Genomic DNA, 15,730 nt, shown 5'->3' on the forward strand with positions numbered 1-15,730 from the left:
TCAGTCGTTGCGGCGGTTCTTCATCCCCTGCCGGGTGAACTGCGGCGTCGTGCGGAGCCCGCGCTTCTTTCGGAACGACCGGTACAAGGCGATCGCGAGCGGCGCGGCCAGCGCGAGGACGACCGCCGCGAGCCGCCAGTTGTTCGCGAACGAGTAGAGGATCGTCGCCGAGAGGACGCCGACGGCGAGCAGCACGGAGTAGGCGATCCGCATCGCCAGCTTCTCTAACACCTTCGTGTCGTCCTCCAAGACGACGTTGACCGTCAGGTCGTCGCGGTTGGCGCGGTCGAGGAACTCGTCGGCCTTCGGCGGGACGGTGAACAGCGCCTCGGTCGTCTTCTGGACCTGGCGACCGGCGTCCTCGGCGAGGTCGCGGGCGGTCTGCTCGTAGTACCCCTCCTCGCGGAGGTACTCCGTCGCCGTCGAGATGAAGTCGAACTCGGGGTCGAGCGTGACGCAGACCCCCTCGACGACGGTGGCGACCCGGAGGACCAAGGCGAGGTTCGGCGGGAGCCGCAGCGGGAACTCGTAGATGGTCGACTCCACCTGCTCGATGATCTGGTTCACCTGGTACTGCTCGATGTCCTCGCCGCTGGCGTCGGCGATGGCCAGCTCCATCACGTTGCCCATCACCTCGCGGTCGGCCTCCGGCGACAGCGTCCCCATCGAGATGAGCGTGTCGAGGATGGCGTCGATGTCCTGTCGCGCGACCGCGACGTAGAACTCGACGATCTTCTCCTGAACGAACGGGTCCACGCGCCCGGCCATCCCGAAGTCGTAGAAGATCACGGCGCCGTCGTCCGCGACCGCGAGGTTCCCCGGGTGGGGGTCGGCGTGGAACACGCCGTCTTCGATGATCATCTGGAGGTACACCTCCTGAAGCGTCTCCGCGACCGCCGTCCGGTCGTGGCCCGCCTCGTCGAGCGCGTCGATGTCGCTGATCTTCGTCCCCGGGACGTACTCCATCGTGAGCACCCGCGGCCCGGACATCGACTCGTACGTCTCGGGGATCCGGATCCGGTCCTCGCCGGCGAAGTTGCCGCGGATCTCTTCCAGCATCGTCCGCTCGCGGGCGTAGTCCATCTCCTCGCGGATGGTCTTCGCGAACTCGTCGGCGAGGTTCTCCAAGGAGAACGCCCGCCCGGCGCCGGTGAACCGTTTGATGAGCGGGATCGACCAGCGGATCGTCCGGAGGTCGGCCTCGACGAGCGACTCGATGCCGGGGCGACGGACCTTCACGGCGACCGTGTCGCCCTCGTACGTCGCGGTGTACACCTGCCCGAGGCTGGCGCCGCTTATCGGGTCGCGGTCGAACTCGTCGAAGACGTCGTCGACGGGACCGAACTCGTCTTCTAAGACGACCTTCGACTCGGCCCACGGCGCGGGGGGCACGTCGTCCTGAAGCCCCTCCAACACCTCGATGTACGCCGGCGGCAGGATGTCGGGGCGCGTCGAGAGGATCTGTCCGAGCTTGATGAACGTCGGCCCGAGCGTGAGCAGGATGTCGAGCAGGATCGCTGCGCGCTCGCGTTGGGTCTCGGCGTCGACCTCGCGGCTCCCGCCGAACAGGAAGTACCGCCGCCGGTCACGCCAGTACGCGAGGATCAGCGGCGAGAACCGCCGCAGGACGACGACGAACCGCCAGTAGGCGCGAAGGTTGACCAGCGTGACCACCCGTCAGGCGCCGGCCCCGTCGTCGTCGGGGGCCTCGTCCGCGTCGTCGACGGGGATGGTCCGGGAGACGTCTCGCTCCCGCTTCGGGAGCGAGATTTCGAGGACGCCGCGGTCGATCTCGGCGTCCGCGCCCGCGCCGTCGGCGTCGCTCGGGAGGGGGAGCTCCGCGTCGAGGAACAGCGGGCGGTCCTCGCGAACGTACTCGAACCCGTCGGGAACGGCCTTGTCGCGGCGCCCCTCGATCTCGATGCGCCCGTCCTCGACGAGGACCTCGGTGGTCTCCGCGGTCGCGCCCGGGAGGTCGACGACGAGGACGTACCCGTCGTCCGACTCGAGTAAGTCCGCAAACACCGCGTCCGGGAGGTCCCGGAGCGCGTCACGTAGCGCTGACATGGGATCTCGTAGGGTCGCCGCGGCGAAAAACCTGTGGAAAGGGGGGTGGGTCGGCGGGGGATCCGTCTGTCCCGTCCCGGATCAGTCGGTCCGGTCGCGGTCGTCGGAACCGCGACCGCGGGCGGCGTCGCCAGAGTCGTCGTCGAACGGGTCGAGGTCGAGCGGGCCGATGTCCTCGCCCTGTGACTCGCCCGGGAGGATGTCGCCGAGCCCCGCGCCGAACGCGGCCGCGGCCCAGACGACCGCGATCCGGCCGAGGCGTTCGAGCGCGGTGGGATCGCCCTCGTGGAGCCGACCCCAGAAAAGCAGCATGGCCGCCGACGTGGCCAGCGAGACGAGGAGGACGCCGGCGTACCGACGCGGGATGACGCCGAAGATGGGGTGTCGGATCGCGATCTGCCGGAAGTCCGCGAAGTAGAGCAGTCCGGCGGTCGCGAGGAAGATGAACCCGACGTGGCCGATCAGGAGGACCGGGACGCCGGCGACGGTCGTCGCCGCGAACCAGGCCGCGATCTCGAAGACGCCGCCCTCGACGAGCAGCGGGAGGGCGAACAGCACCGCCCCCACGAACGACTCGGCGAGGTCTCGGGAGGTGTACTTGGTGATCCGCTCGGCGAGCGCGCCGGTGCCGGGCATGCGCTCGACGAGGGAGATGGTCTGTCGTACTTTCTCTCGCTCGTGAGCCTCGTCGACGGTGTCGCTGAGCGCGTCGAGCTTCGCGAGCAGGTCGTCGATGTCGGGGTTAGCGGGAGCGGCGTCGGCGGGCGCAGAGTCGACCTCCTCCCCCAAGCCGTCCGGCCGGGCCGTCTCGGCGTCTCGTTCGTCGCTGTCGACCATACGTCCCCGGGACGCGCAACGACCTAAAAAGGCGGCTACGCGGCGGGAAGAGACCTGCCGCGCGCTCGACGCGACCGATCGTCGAGGGACGTCCTAGAAGCCGCCGAGAGGCGTCCTAGAGACCGTCGAGGAACGCCGAGAGCGCGTCGTTGAACGCGGCCGGGCGTTCGAGCATCGCGAGGTGGGCGGCGTCGGGGAGCTCGGCGCACTCGCCTCCCGCGAGCTCATCCGCGAGGTACTCGTGGTAGGCGGGCGGGGTGAGTCCGTCGTGCGCGCCGACGAGCGCGAGCGCGGGGACGCCGATCTCGTCGAGTCGGTCCCGAACGTCGAAATCGTGGCAGGTCAGGAAGTCGCGCTCGGTGACCGCTCGCCCGCACGCGCGCATGGACGCCGCCGAGAGCTCGACGTACTCGGCGGGCGCGTCGTGGAACAGTCGGTCCGGCTCGTGGAGCAGCGAGACCGCTCGGTCGAAGTCGGTCGCGAGCGCGTCGCGGAGCGGCTCGGCCACCGCGAGCTTCGCGCCCGTGCCCGCGAGGACGAGGCCGTCGAGCGCGAGGTCGCGCTCCAGGGCGATCCACAGCGCGACCGCGCCGCCGAGCGAGTTTCCGCAGAGGACGGTCGCCCCCGTCGCCTCGGCGACGGCGACGACGTCGTCGGCGTACGCGTCGAGCGTCTCGGGCCCCGCGGGCGTCGAGACGTCGTCGCTGTCCCCGTGTCCGGAGAGGTCGACGGCGACGCCCGGGAACCGGTCGGCGAGCCGCGCCTGCGACTTCCAGACATCCTTCGTACCGCCGCTGCCGTGGACGAAACAGACCGTCGGCCCGTCGCCGCCGCGGTCGAAGCGGCGGAACGCCGTCGCGCGACCGTCGTGGGTGATCCGTTCCATGTCGGGCCGGTTCGACGCCGAGCGGCATAAACGCCGGCGGGGCCGGACCGCGGACGGCGATTCGCGACCCGCGGCGCGCCGTTGGGATCCACGGTACGTCGTCGGAACCCACGGCACGTCGTGGAGACGGCGAACGGGACACGTGGTCGAGACGGCGAACGGGACACGTGGTCGAGACGGCGAACGGGACACGTGGTCGAGACGGCGAACGGGACGCGTCGTCGAGAGGGGGAGCGGGACGCGTGGTCGACCGCCGGACGGCGACCGATCGGGTGGTGATCTGCCCCGAACCGCTACACTACCGATAGGAGAAAATCACACTCACGTCATGCGATTCTACGCGACAGATTTAAATAGCTATGCGACTAACTCGTGGTTAGGATGAATCACAGACAGACCCGATCGACCGGCGACGGCGCGCTGCTGCGTCGGTACGAGTACGACGACGGGTGGATCGTCGCCGCCGATCTCGGCGTCGACGACGCGGACGTCAGCGTCGACACCGTCGGCGGGACGGCGATCGTCGTCGTGGAGGGACCGGACGGACCGGTCGAATCGGAGTTCGAGCTGCCCGGAACGGCCGCCGACGCGGTCGTGAACAACGGCGTGCTCACCGTGGAGGGCGAGCGATGAAGCTCACAGTCAAGCCGCTGAAACAGAAGGACGCCGGGCGCCGCCTCGCGGCGATCGACCGCGTCGCGGCCGAGGAGCTCGGGCTCTCCGGCGGAGATATCGTTCGCGTTGAGGGCTCCGACGGGGCCGCGATCGCCCGCGTCTGGCCCGGCTACCCCGAGGACGACGGGACCGGCGTGATCCGTATCGACGGCCGGCTCCGGCAGGAGGCCGACGTGGGGATCGACGACCGCGTGACCGTCGAGGACGTCGACGTCTCGCGGGCGGACGCGGTGACGATCGCCTTCCCGAGCCAGCTGCGGGTGCGGGGCCAGATCGCCCCGTTCATCCGCGACAAGCTCTCCGGCCAGCCCGTCACGGAGGGCCAGACGATCCGGACCTCGCTCGGCTTCGGGCTGATGGGCGGCCAGTCGCAGGCCGTCCCGATGAAGATCGCCGAGACGAGCCCCGGCGGCACGGTCGTCATCACCGACGAGACCGACATCTCGATCTCCGAGATCTCCGCCGAGGAGCTCGCCGACCGCGGCGACACCGCGGGCGGGACCGGCGAGGGCCCGGACGTCACCTACGAGGACATCGGCGGACTCGACGACGAGCTCGAACAGGTCCGCGAGATGATCGAGCTGCCGATGCGGCACCCGGAGCTGTTCAAGCGCCTCGGCATCGACCCGCCGAAAGGCGTCCTACTCCACGGGCCGCCGGGCACGGGGAAGACGCTGATCGCGAAGGCGGTCGCCAACGAGATCGACGCGAACTTCCACACGATCTCCGGCCCGGAGATCATGTCGAAGTACTACGGCGAGAGCGAAGAGCAGCTCCGCGAGGTGTTCGAGGAGGCGTCCGAGGAGTCGCCCGCGATCATCTTCATGGACGAGCTGGACTCCATCGCGCCCAAGCGCGAGGAGGCCGGCGGCGACGTGGAGCGCCGCGTCGTGGCCCAGCTGCTCTCGCTGATGGACGGGCTCGAAGAGCGCGGCGAGGTCGTCGTCATCGGGGCGACGAACCGCGTCGACGCCATCGACCAGGCGCTCCGCCGGGGCGGCCGCTTCGACCGCGAGATCGAGGTCGGCGTTCCCGACCGCGACGGTCGCAAGGAGATCCTTCAGGTCCACACGCGGAACATGCCGCTGGCCGAGGGGATCGACTTGGACGAGTACGCCGAGAACACCCACGGCTTCGTCGGCGCCGACCTCGAATCGCTCGCGAAGGAGTCGGCGATGCACGCGCTGCGGCGCATCCGCCCCGAGATCGACCTCGAAAGCGACGAGATCGACGCCGACGTGCTGAACAACATTCAGGTGACCGAGTCGGACTTCAAGGAGGCGATCAAGGGGATCGAACCCTCCGCGCTCCGGGAGGTGTTCGTGGAGGTGCCCGACGTCACCTGGGACGACGTGGGCGGCCTCGACGACACCAAAGAGCGGCTCCGCGAGACGATCCAGTGGCCGCTGGAGTACCCCGAGGTGTTCGAGGAGCTCGACATGCAGGCCGCGAAGGGCGTCCTGATGTACGGGCCGCCGGGCACGGGGAAGACCCTGCTCGCGAAGGCCGTCGCCAACGAGAGCGAGTCGAACTTCATCTCGATCAAGGGGCCCGAGCTGCTGAACAAGTACGTGGGCGAGTCCGAGAAGGGCGTCCGCGAGGTGTTCAGCAAGGCCCGCGAGAACGCGCCGACGATCGTGTTCTTCGACGAGATCGACTCGATCGCGACCGAGCGCGGCAAGAACTCCGGCGACTCCGGCGTCGGCGAGCGCGTCGTCTCCCAGCTGCTGACGGAGCTCGACGGGCTCGAATCACTGGAGGACGTCGTCGTCATCGCGACGACGAACCGGCCGGACCTCATCGACTCCGCGCTGTTGCGCCCCGGTCGCCTGGACCGGCACGTCCACGTGCCCGTCCCCGACGAGGAGGCGCGGCGCCGGATCCTCGAGGTCCACACGCGGAACAAGCCGCTGGCCGACGACGTCGACCTCGACGCGCTGGCCCGGAAGACCGAGGGGTACGTGGGCGCTGACATCGAGGCGGTCGCCCGCGAGGCGTCGATGAACGCCTCCCGGGAGTTCATCGGCAGCGTCACCCCGGAGGAGGTCGGCGAGTCCGTCGGCAACGTCCGCGTGACGATGGCCCACTTCGAGGACGCGCTGCGCGAGGTGAACCCGAGCGTCACTCCCGAGACGCGGGAGCGCTACGAGGAGATAGAACGGCAGTTCAGGCGGTCCGAGGTGGAGCGCGACGAGGCCGAGCCGGGCGCCGCGTTCCAGTAGAGCGGCCCCCACCGTAGGCGGGGGGTTTTCGCCCGCGCGATTCTTTTAGACCAGACCGAGCGTCGACAGGACGTAGAACGCGGCGACGACGACGATGCCGATGGTGACGAGCCGCCACGCGAGCTTCAGCACGAACTTGCCGACGACGATGATCAGCGCGACGGCGACTAAGGCGGCGAGCAGCTGGCCGACCTGGCTGCCGAGCAGCGCGGCCTGCGCCGGCGCGACGAGCCCCGCGAGCGCGAGTGCGGATGCGGTCATGTGCTGGCTCACGTCGACGCCGGGCATAAGCTTGTGGGCCGATCCCCGCGGGTAGTTATCCGATTGTGACAGTTTCACGGCAAGATCGCCCCGGGGGCGGCCGAGACCGCGGCGGCACGGCGGCCGCGGCGGCGGTCAGATCCGAGTTTATCGTCGAGATCGACGCCCGAGAACCCCCCTTCTGTTCCGGTGGGAACCCACTCTGGTACGGCGGTTCGTTCGGTTACGGATCAGTTTCACTCCGGTCTGCCTATGCTTATGTGTCCGGAGCCCCTGCCTAACCGACGTACCGTATTTAGCGTCAGACGAGCCGGACAGACGTTACATATCGAATCGGACACGTAGAGCCGGTCGGGTCCGTACATCCGAACGTACAAGGGCCCGCCTCGCCAGTACACCAACACTACAAATGACCCATCTCTCACGCCAAGCCAGCGGGGTGGCCGCCGAATGAGCAGCGACGGCGTCTCCGCCGACGGAGTCGAACTGCCGATCAAACGCACCACGGGCGACACCATGGAGGAGCGCCTCACGGGCAACGCCTACCAGAACATCCTGCCCGCGCGCTACCTCCGCAAGAACGCCGACGGCGAACCGATCGAAGACCAGGAGGAGCTGTTCGACCGCGTCGCGCGCAACGTCGCGCTCGCGGAGGCCGTCTTCGAGGCCGAGAAGCAGGACGTCGAGGTCACCGTCACGCCCGACCAGCTGAAGCCCGACCACCCGCGGCGCGACGAGCTCGCCGAGGACGTGTTCGGCGCGGGCACGACCGCCGAAGACGACGCGGAAGCGACGCTGACCGCCCACAACGTCAACAAGTTCGCGTACGAGACGGTCGTCCCCGAGCTGCCCGACGAGGTCCGCGAGCACGTCGAGGCGACCGCCGAGACGTTCCGCGACGGGATGGAGCAGCTCTCCTTCATGCCGAACTCGCCGACGCTGATGAACGCGGGCGACGAGCTCCAGCAGCTCTCCGCCTGCTTCGTCGACTCGCCGGGCGACGACATCACCGACATCCACCAGACCGCCAAGGAGGCGGCCGAGGTGTTCCAGTCCGGCGGCGGCATGGGGTACGCGTTCTGGAAGCTCCGCCCGTACGGCGACGCGGTCGGCTCCACCGGCGGCATCGCCTCCGGGCCGATCACGTTCATGCGGACGTTCGACCAGATGTGCGAGACGATCGCGCAGGGCGGCGCGCGCCGCGGCGCCCAGATGGGCGTGATGCGGATCTCGCACCCGGACGTCATCCAGTTCATCCACGCGAAGAACAAGGACGTCTCGCTGGCCCACTCGCTGCGCCTGAACGACCCCGACGACTTCACGCACAACTCCTTCGCGGACGCCTTAGAGGAGGCGCGCGAGCTCATCGACGAGGACGGGAAGGTCCCCGAACACCTCCGGAACGCGGTCGAGGGACACCTCTCGAACTTCAACATCAGCGTCGGCGTCACCGACGACTTCATGGAGGCGCTGGCGAACGACGAGGAGTTCACCTTCACCAACCCCCGAACGGAGGAGCCGCACGTCGCGACCCCGGAGACGAAGGAGCTCTACGACATGTTCGGGCTCGGCGAGCACGTCGAGGTCGGCGAGGAGCTCTCGATCCCGGCCGCCGAGATCTGGGACGACATGATCGAGGGCGCCCACGAGAACGGGGAACCGGGCGTCGTCTACCTCGAACGGATCAACAAAGAACATTCGTTCGACGTAGACAAAAATCCAAGCCATAGAATACTCGCAACAAATCCCTGCGGTGAGCAGCCGTTGGAGGAGTACGAGGCGTGTAACCTCGGACACATCAATCTCTCGACGCTCGCGGACCTCGACGCGCCGGACTGGCGCGTCTGGTCCGACGAGCACGCCGACGAGTACGACTCCCAGGCGGCCGCGATCGACGCCTTCCTCGAGGAGGCGATCGATTTCGAGGAGTTCGACGAGCGGATCGCGTACGGCACGCGGTTCCTCGAGAACGTCGTCACGATGTCCGACTTCCCGGTGCCGGAGATCGAACAGAAGGTCCGCGACATGCGGAAGATCGGGCTCGGGATCATGGGGCTCGCACAGCTGTACATCCAGCTCGGCGTCCGCTACGGCTCCGAGTCGGGCAACGAGATCGCCCGGCAGCTGATGACCCACATCAACCACGAGTCGAAGCTCGCCTCCCACGAGCTCGCCGAGGAGCGCGGGACGTTCAACGACTGGGAGGACTCGAAGTACGCGAACCCGACCGAACACCGCGACTGGTTCGAACACTACACCGGCCTCGACGCCGACGAGTGGGAGGACGGTTTCCCGGTTCGCAACCACAACACGACGACGATCGCCCCGACCGGCACGACGTCGATGATCGGCAACACGACCGGGGGCTGCGAGCCCATCTACAACGTCGCCTACTACAAGAACGTCTCCGACGACGTCCAGGGCGACGAGATGCTCGTCGAGTTCGACGACTACTTCCTGCGCACGCTGGAGGCCAACGACGTCGACGTCGACGCCGTCAAGGAGGAGGCGCAGGCGCAGATGGCCGAGAACGCGTTCGACGGCGTCGAGGGACTCGACACCGTGCCGGACGCGATCGGCGAGCTGTTCGTCGTCACCGGCGACCTCTCGGCGAAGGACCACGCGGGCGTTCAGGTCGCCTGTCAGAAGGGCGTCGACTCCGCCATCTCGAAGACGGTGAACGCGCCCAACGACTCCACGCTGGGCGACGCCAAGGAGGTCTTCGAGTACATCTACGAGAACGGCGGGAAGGGCGTCACCTACTACCGCGACGGCACCCGCTCGAAGCAGGTACTCACGACGCGCGCGCAGAACGCGGAGTTCGCCGACGAGAGCGAGGCCGCGGAGACGATCGTCGAGCAGATCAACGAGGTGTTCGGCGGCGTCGAGTCGTTCCTCGACAACGAGGACGTTCGGGCGGCGATCGACGCGGAGGTCGCGGACTTACTGGAAGCGACCGAGCAGCCGCGGATCGACTACAGCGAGCGCAGCCCGCGCCCCGACTCGCTGTCGGGCGTCACCCAGCGCGTCGAGACGGGCTACGGGAAGCTGTACGTCACCATCAACGAGGACGAGAACGGCCGGCCGTTCGAGCTGTTCGCGAACATCGGCCACTCCGGCGGCTACACCAACTCCTTCACGGAGGCGCTGGCGAAGGTCATCTCGACGGCGCTGCGCTCCGGCGTCGACCCCGAGGAGATCGTCGACGAGCTACAGGGCACCCGGAGTCCGAAGGTCGCGTGGGACAAAGGCGAGCAGATCCAGTCGATCCCGGACGCGATCGGCACCGCGCTGCGGCGCTACCTCGACGACGACGTCGACAAGGGGATTCCCCAACAGCAGAGCCTCGACGACGTCGAGGAGGCCGCCTCGGGCGCGAGCCCCCCGAGCCAGACCGACGGCGGCGCGGTCGACGCCGGCACGGTGACCGACGACGGCGCCCTCGACGCGCCCGAGGCGGCCGGCGCAGCCGACGCGACGGGCGCGGACGACGCGATGCAGGAGCTCATCGCGGCGGGCGAGTCGCCCGAGTGTCCCGAGTGCGGCGGGATGAACCTCTACTACTCCGAGGGCTGCAAGACGTGCGAGTCGTGCGGCTGGTCGGAGTGTTGACGTAGGGACGCGCGCGCTGTCGGACTTTTATGACTGGACACTCGACGCCGGACCACCGTCACAGCGATCCTGATGTGGACTACGTCGTCCACGTTGAGTACGGCGTCTCGCGGATCAATCTAGAAATAGGTGTTTCCGACGGGACCGTCGGCTGGTTCGTCGTTCAGTTGGAGCAGAATGTCGGGCATCGGTACGGGGAACGCGACTGGCGTCAGGTGGCGCGGTTCGATCACCATCCGGGCTCGGAGTGGGGACACGACATCGAGTCTGAGCGGCTCCACCTCGATCTGTATCGGAACGGAAAGAAAGTGGATGTTCAACGCGGCTTCCCGGCAGTAACAGTTGAAAATGCGCCAGCGTACTGCGAACGGTTTCTAAAACAGCGCGCCTCGGAGTTGCTCGAAACGTACGGCCAGCAGAACAAGTAACGGCCTACCGCTCCTCTTCCGGGACCGATTCGAGTTCGTCGAGTTCCGGGATGGGCTTCTCATCCGCGGCGAATTTTTCAGCGGTTTCACCCGTCTTTTCGGCGAGAACGGAATCTGCGGATTTCGTTTCGTGGGCGGGCATAGCTCTCGTATTCTGACGTACGCCGCCTCAGATAAATAGTTTGTTCCCTATCGTGTCGTAGAGTTTACAATCTGAGAGCCGACGGCTGTACCGATTAAAAGAAACGCAGCGGGCAGCTTTTCAGTCGTCTTCGAGCGCCTGCGCGATACGCTGGAGCTGGCGGGTGGCGTCGCGGACCTCGTCGCGGAGCTGGCGCACCTCGCGGACGAGTTCCTCGTTGCCGGCGTCGTCGCCGCGGCCGCCCTGCTCGGCTCCCGCGCCGGGACCGCCGCCCATGCCGGGCGGGCCGCCGGCGCCGCCGGGGCCGCCGCCGCCCATCATACCGGACATCATCTGCGCGAAGGGGTTGCCGCCGCCGCCACCGCCCATCCCCGGCGGGCCGCCGCCGCCCATCATCTCCTCGGGCTCGGGCCGGTCGCCCTCCTCGCGCTCCTGCTCGCGTCGCTCGCGGATCTCCTCGACGCGCTCGCGGAAGGATTTCTCTTCGCCGTCGCCGTCGCCCTGTTCGCCGGCCTCGCCGTTCTCGGGGTCGGTGGCGTCGTCGTCTGCCATGCGCCACGGTTCGGCGGCGCCGCCGAAAAGGGTTGTCGTGGCGTCCGCGACGGTGTTTTTATAAGTCGGCGGCGAGCGGCCGCGTGCGGTCTTCGCCCGCCGGTGTCAGGTCCGAACCATGCGGTGGCAGTTCGGACACTCCGTCGCCTCCGTGTTCCGGCCGGCCGCGGGCACGCGATCGCCGCAGTTCGGACACCGCGTCCGGGCGCGGGCGTACTCCGTGCTCGACCGGACCGCGGAGCGATCGGTGTCGTCGCTCATATGCGTGTGTTATTAGCTACCACACAAATAGCTTGCCGACATATCCCTAAAACACGATTTAGGACGCGAACGCCGGCGGTCAGCGGGTACCGTCCCTACTCGTGGCCGGAGACGCGGACGGGCTCGTACGGCTCCTCGAGCCACTCGACGTCCGAGTCGGAGAGGTCGACGTCGAGCGCTTCGACCGCGTCTTCGAGGTGTTCGACACTCGTCGTCCCGACGATCGGGGTGTCGACCCACTCCTTGTGGAACAGCCACGACAGGGCGATCTGCGCCATCTTCACGCCCTTCTCCGCGGCGAGCTCCTCGACGCGTTCGTTGACCGCCCGGCCGCCGCCCTCGCGGTACGGGTGCGCGTAGAGGTGCTCTTCCGTCTCGCCGCGGAGCGTCGCGTCGACCTCCTCGTGGGGGCGCGCCAGATACCCGCGGGCGAGCGGGCTCCACGGCATCACGCCGATCCCCTCTTTCTCGCACAGCGGGAGGGTCTCGCGTTCCTCCTCGCGGTACGCGAGGTTGTAGTGGTTCTGCATCGTGGCGAACCGCTCGTACCCCTCGCGATCGCTCGTGTGAAGCGACTCCGCGAACTGGTGGGCCCACATCGACGAGGCGCCGACGTACCGCACGTCGCCGCGCCGCACCGCGTCGTCGAGCGCGGCGAGCGTCTCCTCGATCGGCGTGTCGTAATCCCAGCGGTGGATCTGGTAGAGGTCGATCGTGTCGGTACCGAGGCGGTCGAGGGAGTTTTGAAGTTCCTGTTCGATCGCCTTCCGCGAGAGCCCGCCGGAGTTCGGGTTCGACTCGTCCATCTGGAAGTACCCCTTCGTGGCCACGACGAACTCGTCGCGGTCGTACCCGTCGAGCGCCTCGCCGAGGACGCGCTCGCTCTCTCCGTCCGAGTACATGTTGGCGGTGTCGAAGAAGTTCACCCCGAGGTCGATCGCGCACTCCACCAGCTCTTTCCCCGCTTCCTCGTCGAGGACCCACTCGCGCCAGTCGGAGTCGCCGAAGCTCATACAGCCGAGACAGATCTTCGAGACGGTGGTGCCGGTGGACCCGAGCGTCGTGTACTCCATGGGTCGATCAGTCCGAGGCGGGACAAAAAGCTACGCGCGCGGTCGGGACGGACGGTTCGGCGTCGAGCTCGATCAGAGGTCGCGGAACGACGCGGTGTACACGAGGAACGCGCCCGTGAGGATGACGAACGCGAGGAACGTGACGAGCGCGAGCACGTTCGCGATCGGTGCGAGAGGATCGAGGAAGGACTGGCCGGTCGAGTCGAGCACGAGGACGGCGAGGAGGGCGGCGATCAGTCCGAGCAGCCAGTTCGTGAGGATGTCGTCCATGGGTCGCCCGACACGTCGGGACGACAAAAAGCCGCGGATGGGGCGGCGGGACGCGCCGTCGAGGGACCGCGGCCGGCGCGTGCGGCGGCGGAGCTATGACGCTGGCGCCCGTGGGTTCCGTCGTGAGCGATCGGACGACGTGCTGGCTGCTCGGCGACCAGCTCAACCACGACCTCGACGTCCTCGACGCGGCCGACGACGTCCTGCTGATCGAGGCCCACGGGTTCGCCGACCGGAAGCCGTACCACGCCCACAAGCTAACGCTCGTGTTCTCGGCGATGCGGCACTTCCGCGACGAGCTCCGCGAGCGCGGGCACGACGTGACCTACGTGCGGGCGGACTCGTTCGGCGAGGGACTCGACGAGTTCCTCGCGAGAAGGGGGAAAGCGAGCGACCGCGACGGGGCCGACCGTGACGGCGTCGACCGCGACGGCGACGATGCCCCGACCCTGCGGCTCATGCGTCCCGCGAGCCACGGCGCGGGCGAGCGGCTCCGTAAGCTGGTGGCCGAGCGCGGGGGGACCCTCGAACTCGTCGACAACGAGCTGTTCTGGACGACCCCGGCCGACTGGCGGGCGTGGACGGGGGACGAGGGGGGCGGCGACGGCGAGCCGCTCCTCGACGAGGACGGGACCGCGGCGCGCACCTTCCGACAGGAGAACTGGTACCGGCGCGTCCGCCGGGAGACGGGGGTGCTGATGGACGACGGCGACCCGGTCGGCGGGGAGTGGAACTACGATGACTTGAATCAGGAGACGCCGCCGGACGACTGGGAGCCGCCGGCGCGGTCGGCGTTCGAGCCGGACGATCTGACCCGCGAGACCCACGCGTGGGTCCGGCAGCGGTTCGACACGTGGGGGAACGACTCGCTGGACGGGTTCGCGTGGCCGGTCACGCGCGACGAAGCCCGGGAGGCGCTCGACCGGTTCGTCCGCGACGGGCTCCCCGCGTTCGGCCGGTACGAGGACGCGATGGTCGGCGGCGAGCCGTTCCTCTCGCACTCGCTGCTCTCGCCCGCGATCAACCTCGGACTGCTCGACCCGCGCGAGCCGGTGCGGGCGGTCGAGCGCGCCTACGAGGCGCGGGGCGTCGAGCCGGGCGGGTACGACCCGGCCGAACGCGGCGCGTCGCAGGGAGAGACGGCGACGTCTCTCGACGACTTCGGCGACGTAACCGACGTAGACAGCCCGGACGGGGCGGCGCCGGGAGCGGCGGCGAGAGACGACGAGCTCGCTCCCGTCCCGCTCAACGCCGCGGAGGGGTTCGTCCGGCAGGTGATCGGCTGGCGGGAGTTCGTGCGCCACGTCTACCGCGAGGCGATGCCCGAGCTGGCCGACGCGAACCAACTGGAACAGGAGCGGGAGCTCCCGCCCGCGTACTGGGACGGCGAGACGGACATGCGGTGTCTCTCGGAGGCGGTCGGTCACGTCCGCGAGTTCGGCTACGCTCACCACATCGAGCGGCTGATGGTGCTGTCGAACTTCGCGCTCGTCTACGGCGCCGACCCCGTGGAGCTGAACGAGTGGTTCCACCTCGGCTTCGTCGACGCCTACCACTGGGTAACGACGCCGAACGTCGTCGCGATGGGGTCGTTCGGCACCGACGCGCTCTCCTCGAAGCCGTACGCCTCCTCGGGGAGCTACGTCAACCGGATGAGCGACCACTGCGCCGACTGCCGGTACGCCGTCTCGCGGACGACGGGCGAGGGCGCCTGTCCGTTCAACGCGCTCTACTGGGACTTCCTGAAGGAGAACGAGGAGACGCTGCGCGGCACCGGCCGGATGGGGCTGATGTACTCGCACGTCGACGACAAGGGTGACGAGGAGTGGGCGTCGATCCGCGAGCGCGCGGCGCGGGTCCGAGAGCTGGCGGCCGACGGAGAGCTGTGAGTCGCTGTCGGACGCAACAGGGGCGTGTCTACTCGCCGCTCGCGAGCCGGCGCAGCCGCGGGAGCGCCTGCTCGTAGCCGAGTCCGACGAGCCCCACGTACAGCGCGAGCAGCCCCATGCCGACGGCCCAAGCGCCGAGGACGAGCTCGCCGCCCGAGACCGCCGAGAGTCCGAACTGTTCGAGGACGACGCCGACCGCGGCGGCCGCGCCGGCACCGACGGTGACGGCGAGGAGTTCGACGAGCTCGACCGCGACGGCGGGTAGTTCGACCATACCGGAGGAGAACGGCCGGTGATTATGACTCTTTCGGGAGGACGGTGAAACGGCGTTCGGCTTACTTCAGTCCGAACGACCGCATGGCCGTGTCGACGAGCCCCTTCGCGATCAGCGCGAGACCGGCGAGCACGACCATCAGGGCGCCGGCGATGACGGGGTCGCGAACGGTGATGATGCCGACCCCGACGAAGACGACGAGGACGCCGGCGATGCCTTCGAGTCCGAGCGTGTCGCGCATGCCGTCGCCTCCGCGGTCCCGGGAGGTAAAAGGGCCGTTT

Annotated in this window: 17 protein-coding genes; 5 read left to right on the forward strand and 12 right to left on the reverse strand. The window is 68.5% G+C overall.

The features are described 5' to 3' along the window. From EXE46_RS04050 to EXE46_RS04065, 4 genes are all read right to left on the reverse strand, one after another. Positions 1-1,674: an AarF/ABC1/UbiB kinase family protein gene (locus EXE46_RS04050; RefSeq protein ID WP_137687220.1), complete on the reverse strand. Its 1,674-nt coding sequence runs from the start codon at positions 1,672-1,674 to the stop codon at positions 1-3. Positions 1,675-1,677: 3 nt separating this feature from the next. Then, the gene (locus EXE46_RS04055) at positions 1,678-2,067 is read right to left on the reverse strand and encodes an Hsp20/alpha crystallin family protein (RefSeq protein ID WP_137687221.1); all 390 of its coding nucleotides are present in this window, start codon (positions 2,065-2,067) and stop codon (positions 1,678-1,680) included. An 81-nt stretch (positions 2,068-2,148) separates the two neighbouring features. Beyond that, on the reverse strand, positions 2,149-2,904 hold the full coding sequence (locus EXE46_RS04060; RefSeq protein ID WP_137687222.1) for a DUF2391 domain-containing protein: 756 nt from the start codon (positions 2,902-2,904) through the stop codon (positions 2,149-2,151). Positions 2,905-3,019: 115 nt separating this feature from the next. Next, positions 3,020-3,790: an alpha/beta fold hydrolase gene (locus EXE46_RS04065; RefSeq protein ID WP_137687223.1), complete on the reverse strand. Its 771-nt coding sequence runs from the start codon at positions 3,788-3,790 to the stop codon at positions 3,020-3,022. Positions 3,791-4,171: 381 nt separating this feature from the next. On the opposite strand from EXE46_RS04065, the gene EXE46_RS04070 reads away from it, so the two are divergent. Next, complete coding sequence (locus EXE46_RS04070; protein ID WP_137687224.1) at positions 4,172-4,423, forward strand: Hsp20/alpha crystallin family protein; 252 nt, start codon at positions 4,172-4,174, stop codon at positions 4,421-4,423. Further along, complete coding sequence (locus EXE46_RS04075; RefSeq protein WP_137687225.1) at positions 4,420-6,687, forward strand: CDC48 family AAA ATPase; 2,268 nt, start codon at positions 4,420-4,422, stop codon at positions 6,685-6,687. Before EXE46_RS04070 ends, EXE46_RS04075 begins: the two co-directional genes overlap by 4 nt. Before the next feature lie 45 nt (positions 6,688-6,732). On the opposite strand, the gene EXE46_RS04080 is transcribed toward EXE46_RS04075, so the two are convergent. After that, positions 6,733-6,975: a hypothetical protein gene (locus tag EXE46_RS04080; RefSeq protein WP_137687313.1), complete on the reverse strand. Its 243-nt coding sequence runs from the start codon at positions 6,973-6,975 to the stop codon at positions 6,733-6,735. Positions 6,976-7,398: 423 nt separating this feature from the next. On the opposite strand from EXE46_RS04080, the gene EXE46_RS04085 reads away from it, so the two are divergent. Together EXE46_RS04085 and EXE46_RS04090 are read left to right on the forward strand one after the other, a co-directional pair. Further along, complete coding sequence (locus EXE46_RS04085) at positions 7,399-10,560, forward strand: adenosylcobalamin-dependent ribonucleoside-diphosphate reductase (RefSeq protein ID WP_137687226.1); 3,162 nt, start codon at positions 7,399-7,401, stop codon at positions 10,558-10,560. A 29-nt stretch (positions 10,561-10,589) separates the two neighbouring features. Further along, entirely contained in the window at positions 10,590-10,988 is a 399-nt protein-coding gene (locus EXE46_RS04090; protein ID WP_158413924.1) for a hypothetical protein, read from the forward strand. Positions 10,989-10,992: 4 nt separating this feature from the next. Here the strand turns inward: EXE46_RS04090 and EXE46_RS17015 are convergent, their stop codons facing one another. From EXE46_RS17015 to EXE46_RS04105, 5 genes are all read right to left on the reverse strand, one after another. Next, complete coding sequence (locus tag EXE46_RS17015; RefSeq protein WP_199234104.1) at positions 10,993-11,130, reverse strand: hypothetical protein; 138 nt, start codon at positions 11,128-11,130, stop codon at positions 10,993-10,995. Positions 11,131-11,250: 120 nt separating this feature from the next. Continuing rightward, positions 11,251-11,682: a hypothetical protein gene (locus tag EXE46_RS04095; RefSeq protein WP_137687228.1), complete on the reverse strand. Its 432-nt coding sequence runs from the start codon at positions 11,680-11,682 to the stop codon at positions 11,251-11,253. 105 nt (positions 11,683-11,787) lie between these two features. After that, positions 11,788-11,943, reverse strand: coding sequence for a hypothetical protein (locus EXE46_RS17020; protein WP_199234105.1), 156 nt, complete (start codon positions 11,941-11,943; stop codon positions 11,788-11,790). 95 nt (positions 11,944-12,038) lie between these two features. After that, entirely contained in the window at positions 12,039-13,016 is a 978-nt protein-coding gene (locus tag EXE46_RS04100; protein WP_137687229.1) for an aldo/keto reductase, read from the reverse strand. A 72-nt stretch (positions 13,017-13,088) separates the two neighbouring features. Continuing rightward, positions 13,089-13,286 (reverse strand): hypothetical protein, encoded by a 198-nt coding sequence (locus EXE46_RS04105; RefSeq protein ID WP_137687230.1) that lies wholly within the window; start codon positions 13,284-13,286, stop codon positions 13,089-13,091. A gap of 122 nt (positions 13,287-13,408) precedes the next feature. On the opposite strand from EXE46_RS04105, the gene EXE46_RS04110 reads away from it, so the two are divergent. Further along, on the forward strand, positions 13,409-15,175 hold the full coding sequence (locus EXE46_RS04110; protein ID WP_137687231.1) for a cryptochrome/photolyase family protein: 1,767 nt from the start codon (positions 13,409-13,411) through the stop codon (positions 15,173-15,175). Positions 15,176-15,203: 28 nt separating this feature from the next. Here EXE46_RS04110 and EXE46_RS04115 read toward each other — a convergent pair whose 3' ends face one another. Together EXE46_RS04115 and EXE46_RS04120 are read right to left on the reverse strand one after the other, a co-directional pair. After that, positions 15,204-15,449 (reverse strand): hypothetical protein, encoded by a 246-nt coding sequence (locus EXE46_RS04115; protein WP_137687232.1) that lies wholly within the window; start codon positions 15,447-15,449, stop codon positions 15,204-15,206. A 61-nt stretch (positions 15,450-15,510) separates the two neighbouring features. After that, the gene (locus EXE46_RS04120) at positions 15,511-15,690 is read right to left on the reverse strand and encodes a hypothetical protein (RefSeq protein WP_137687233.1); all 180 of its coding nucleotides are present in this window, start codon (positions 15,688-15,690) and stop codon (positions 15,511-15,513) included. Positions 15,691-15,730: the final 40 nt, after the last annotated feature.

The sequence above is a fragment of the Halorubrum sp. GN11_10-6_MGM genome (assembly GCF_005435165.1).
Classification (GTDB): domain Archaea; phylum Halobacteriota; class Halobacteria; order Halobacteriales; family Haloferacaceae; genus Halorubrum.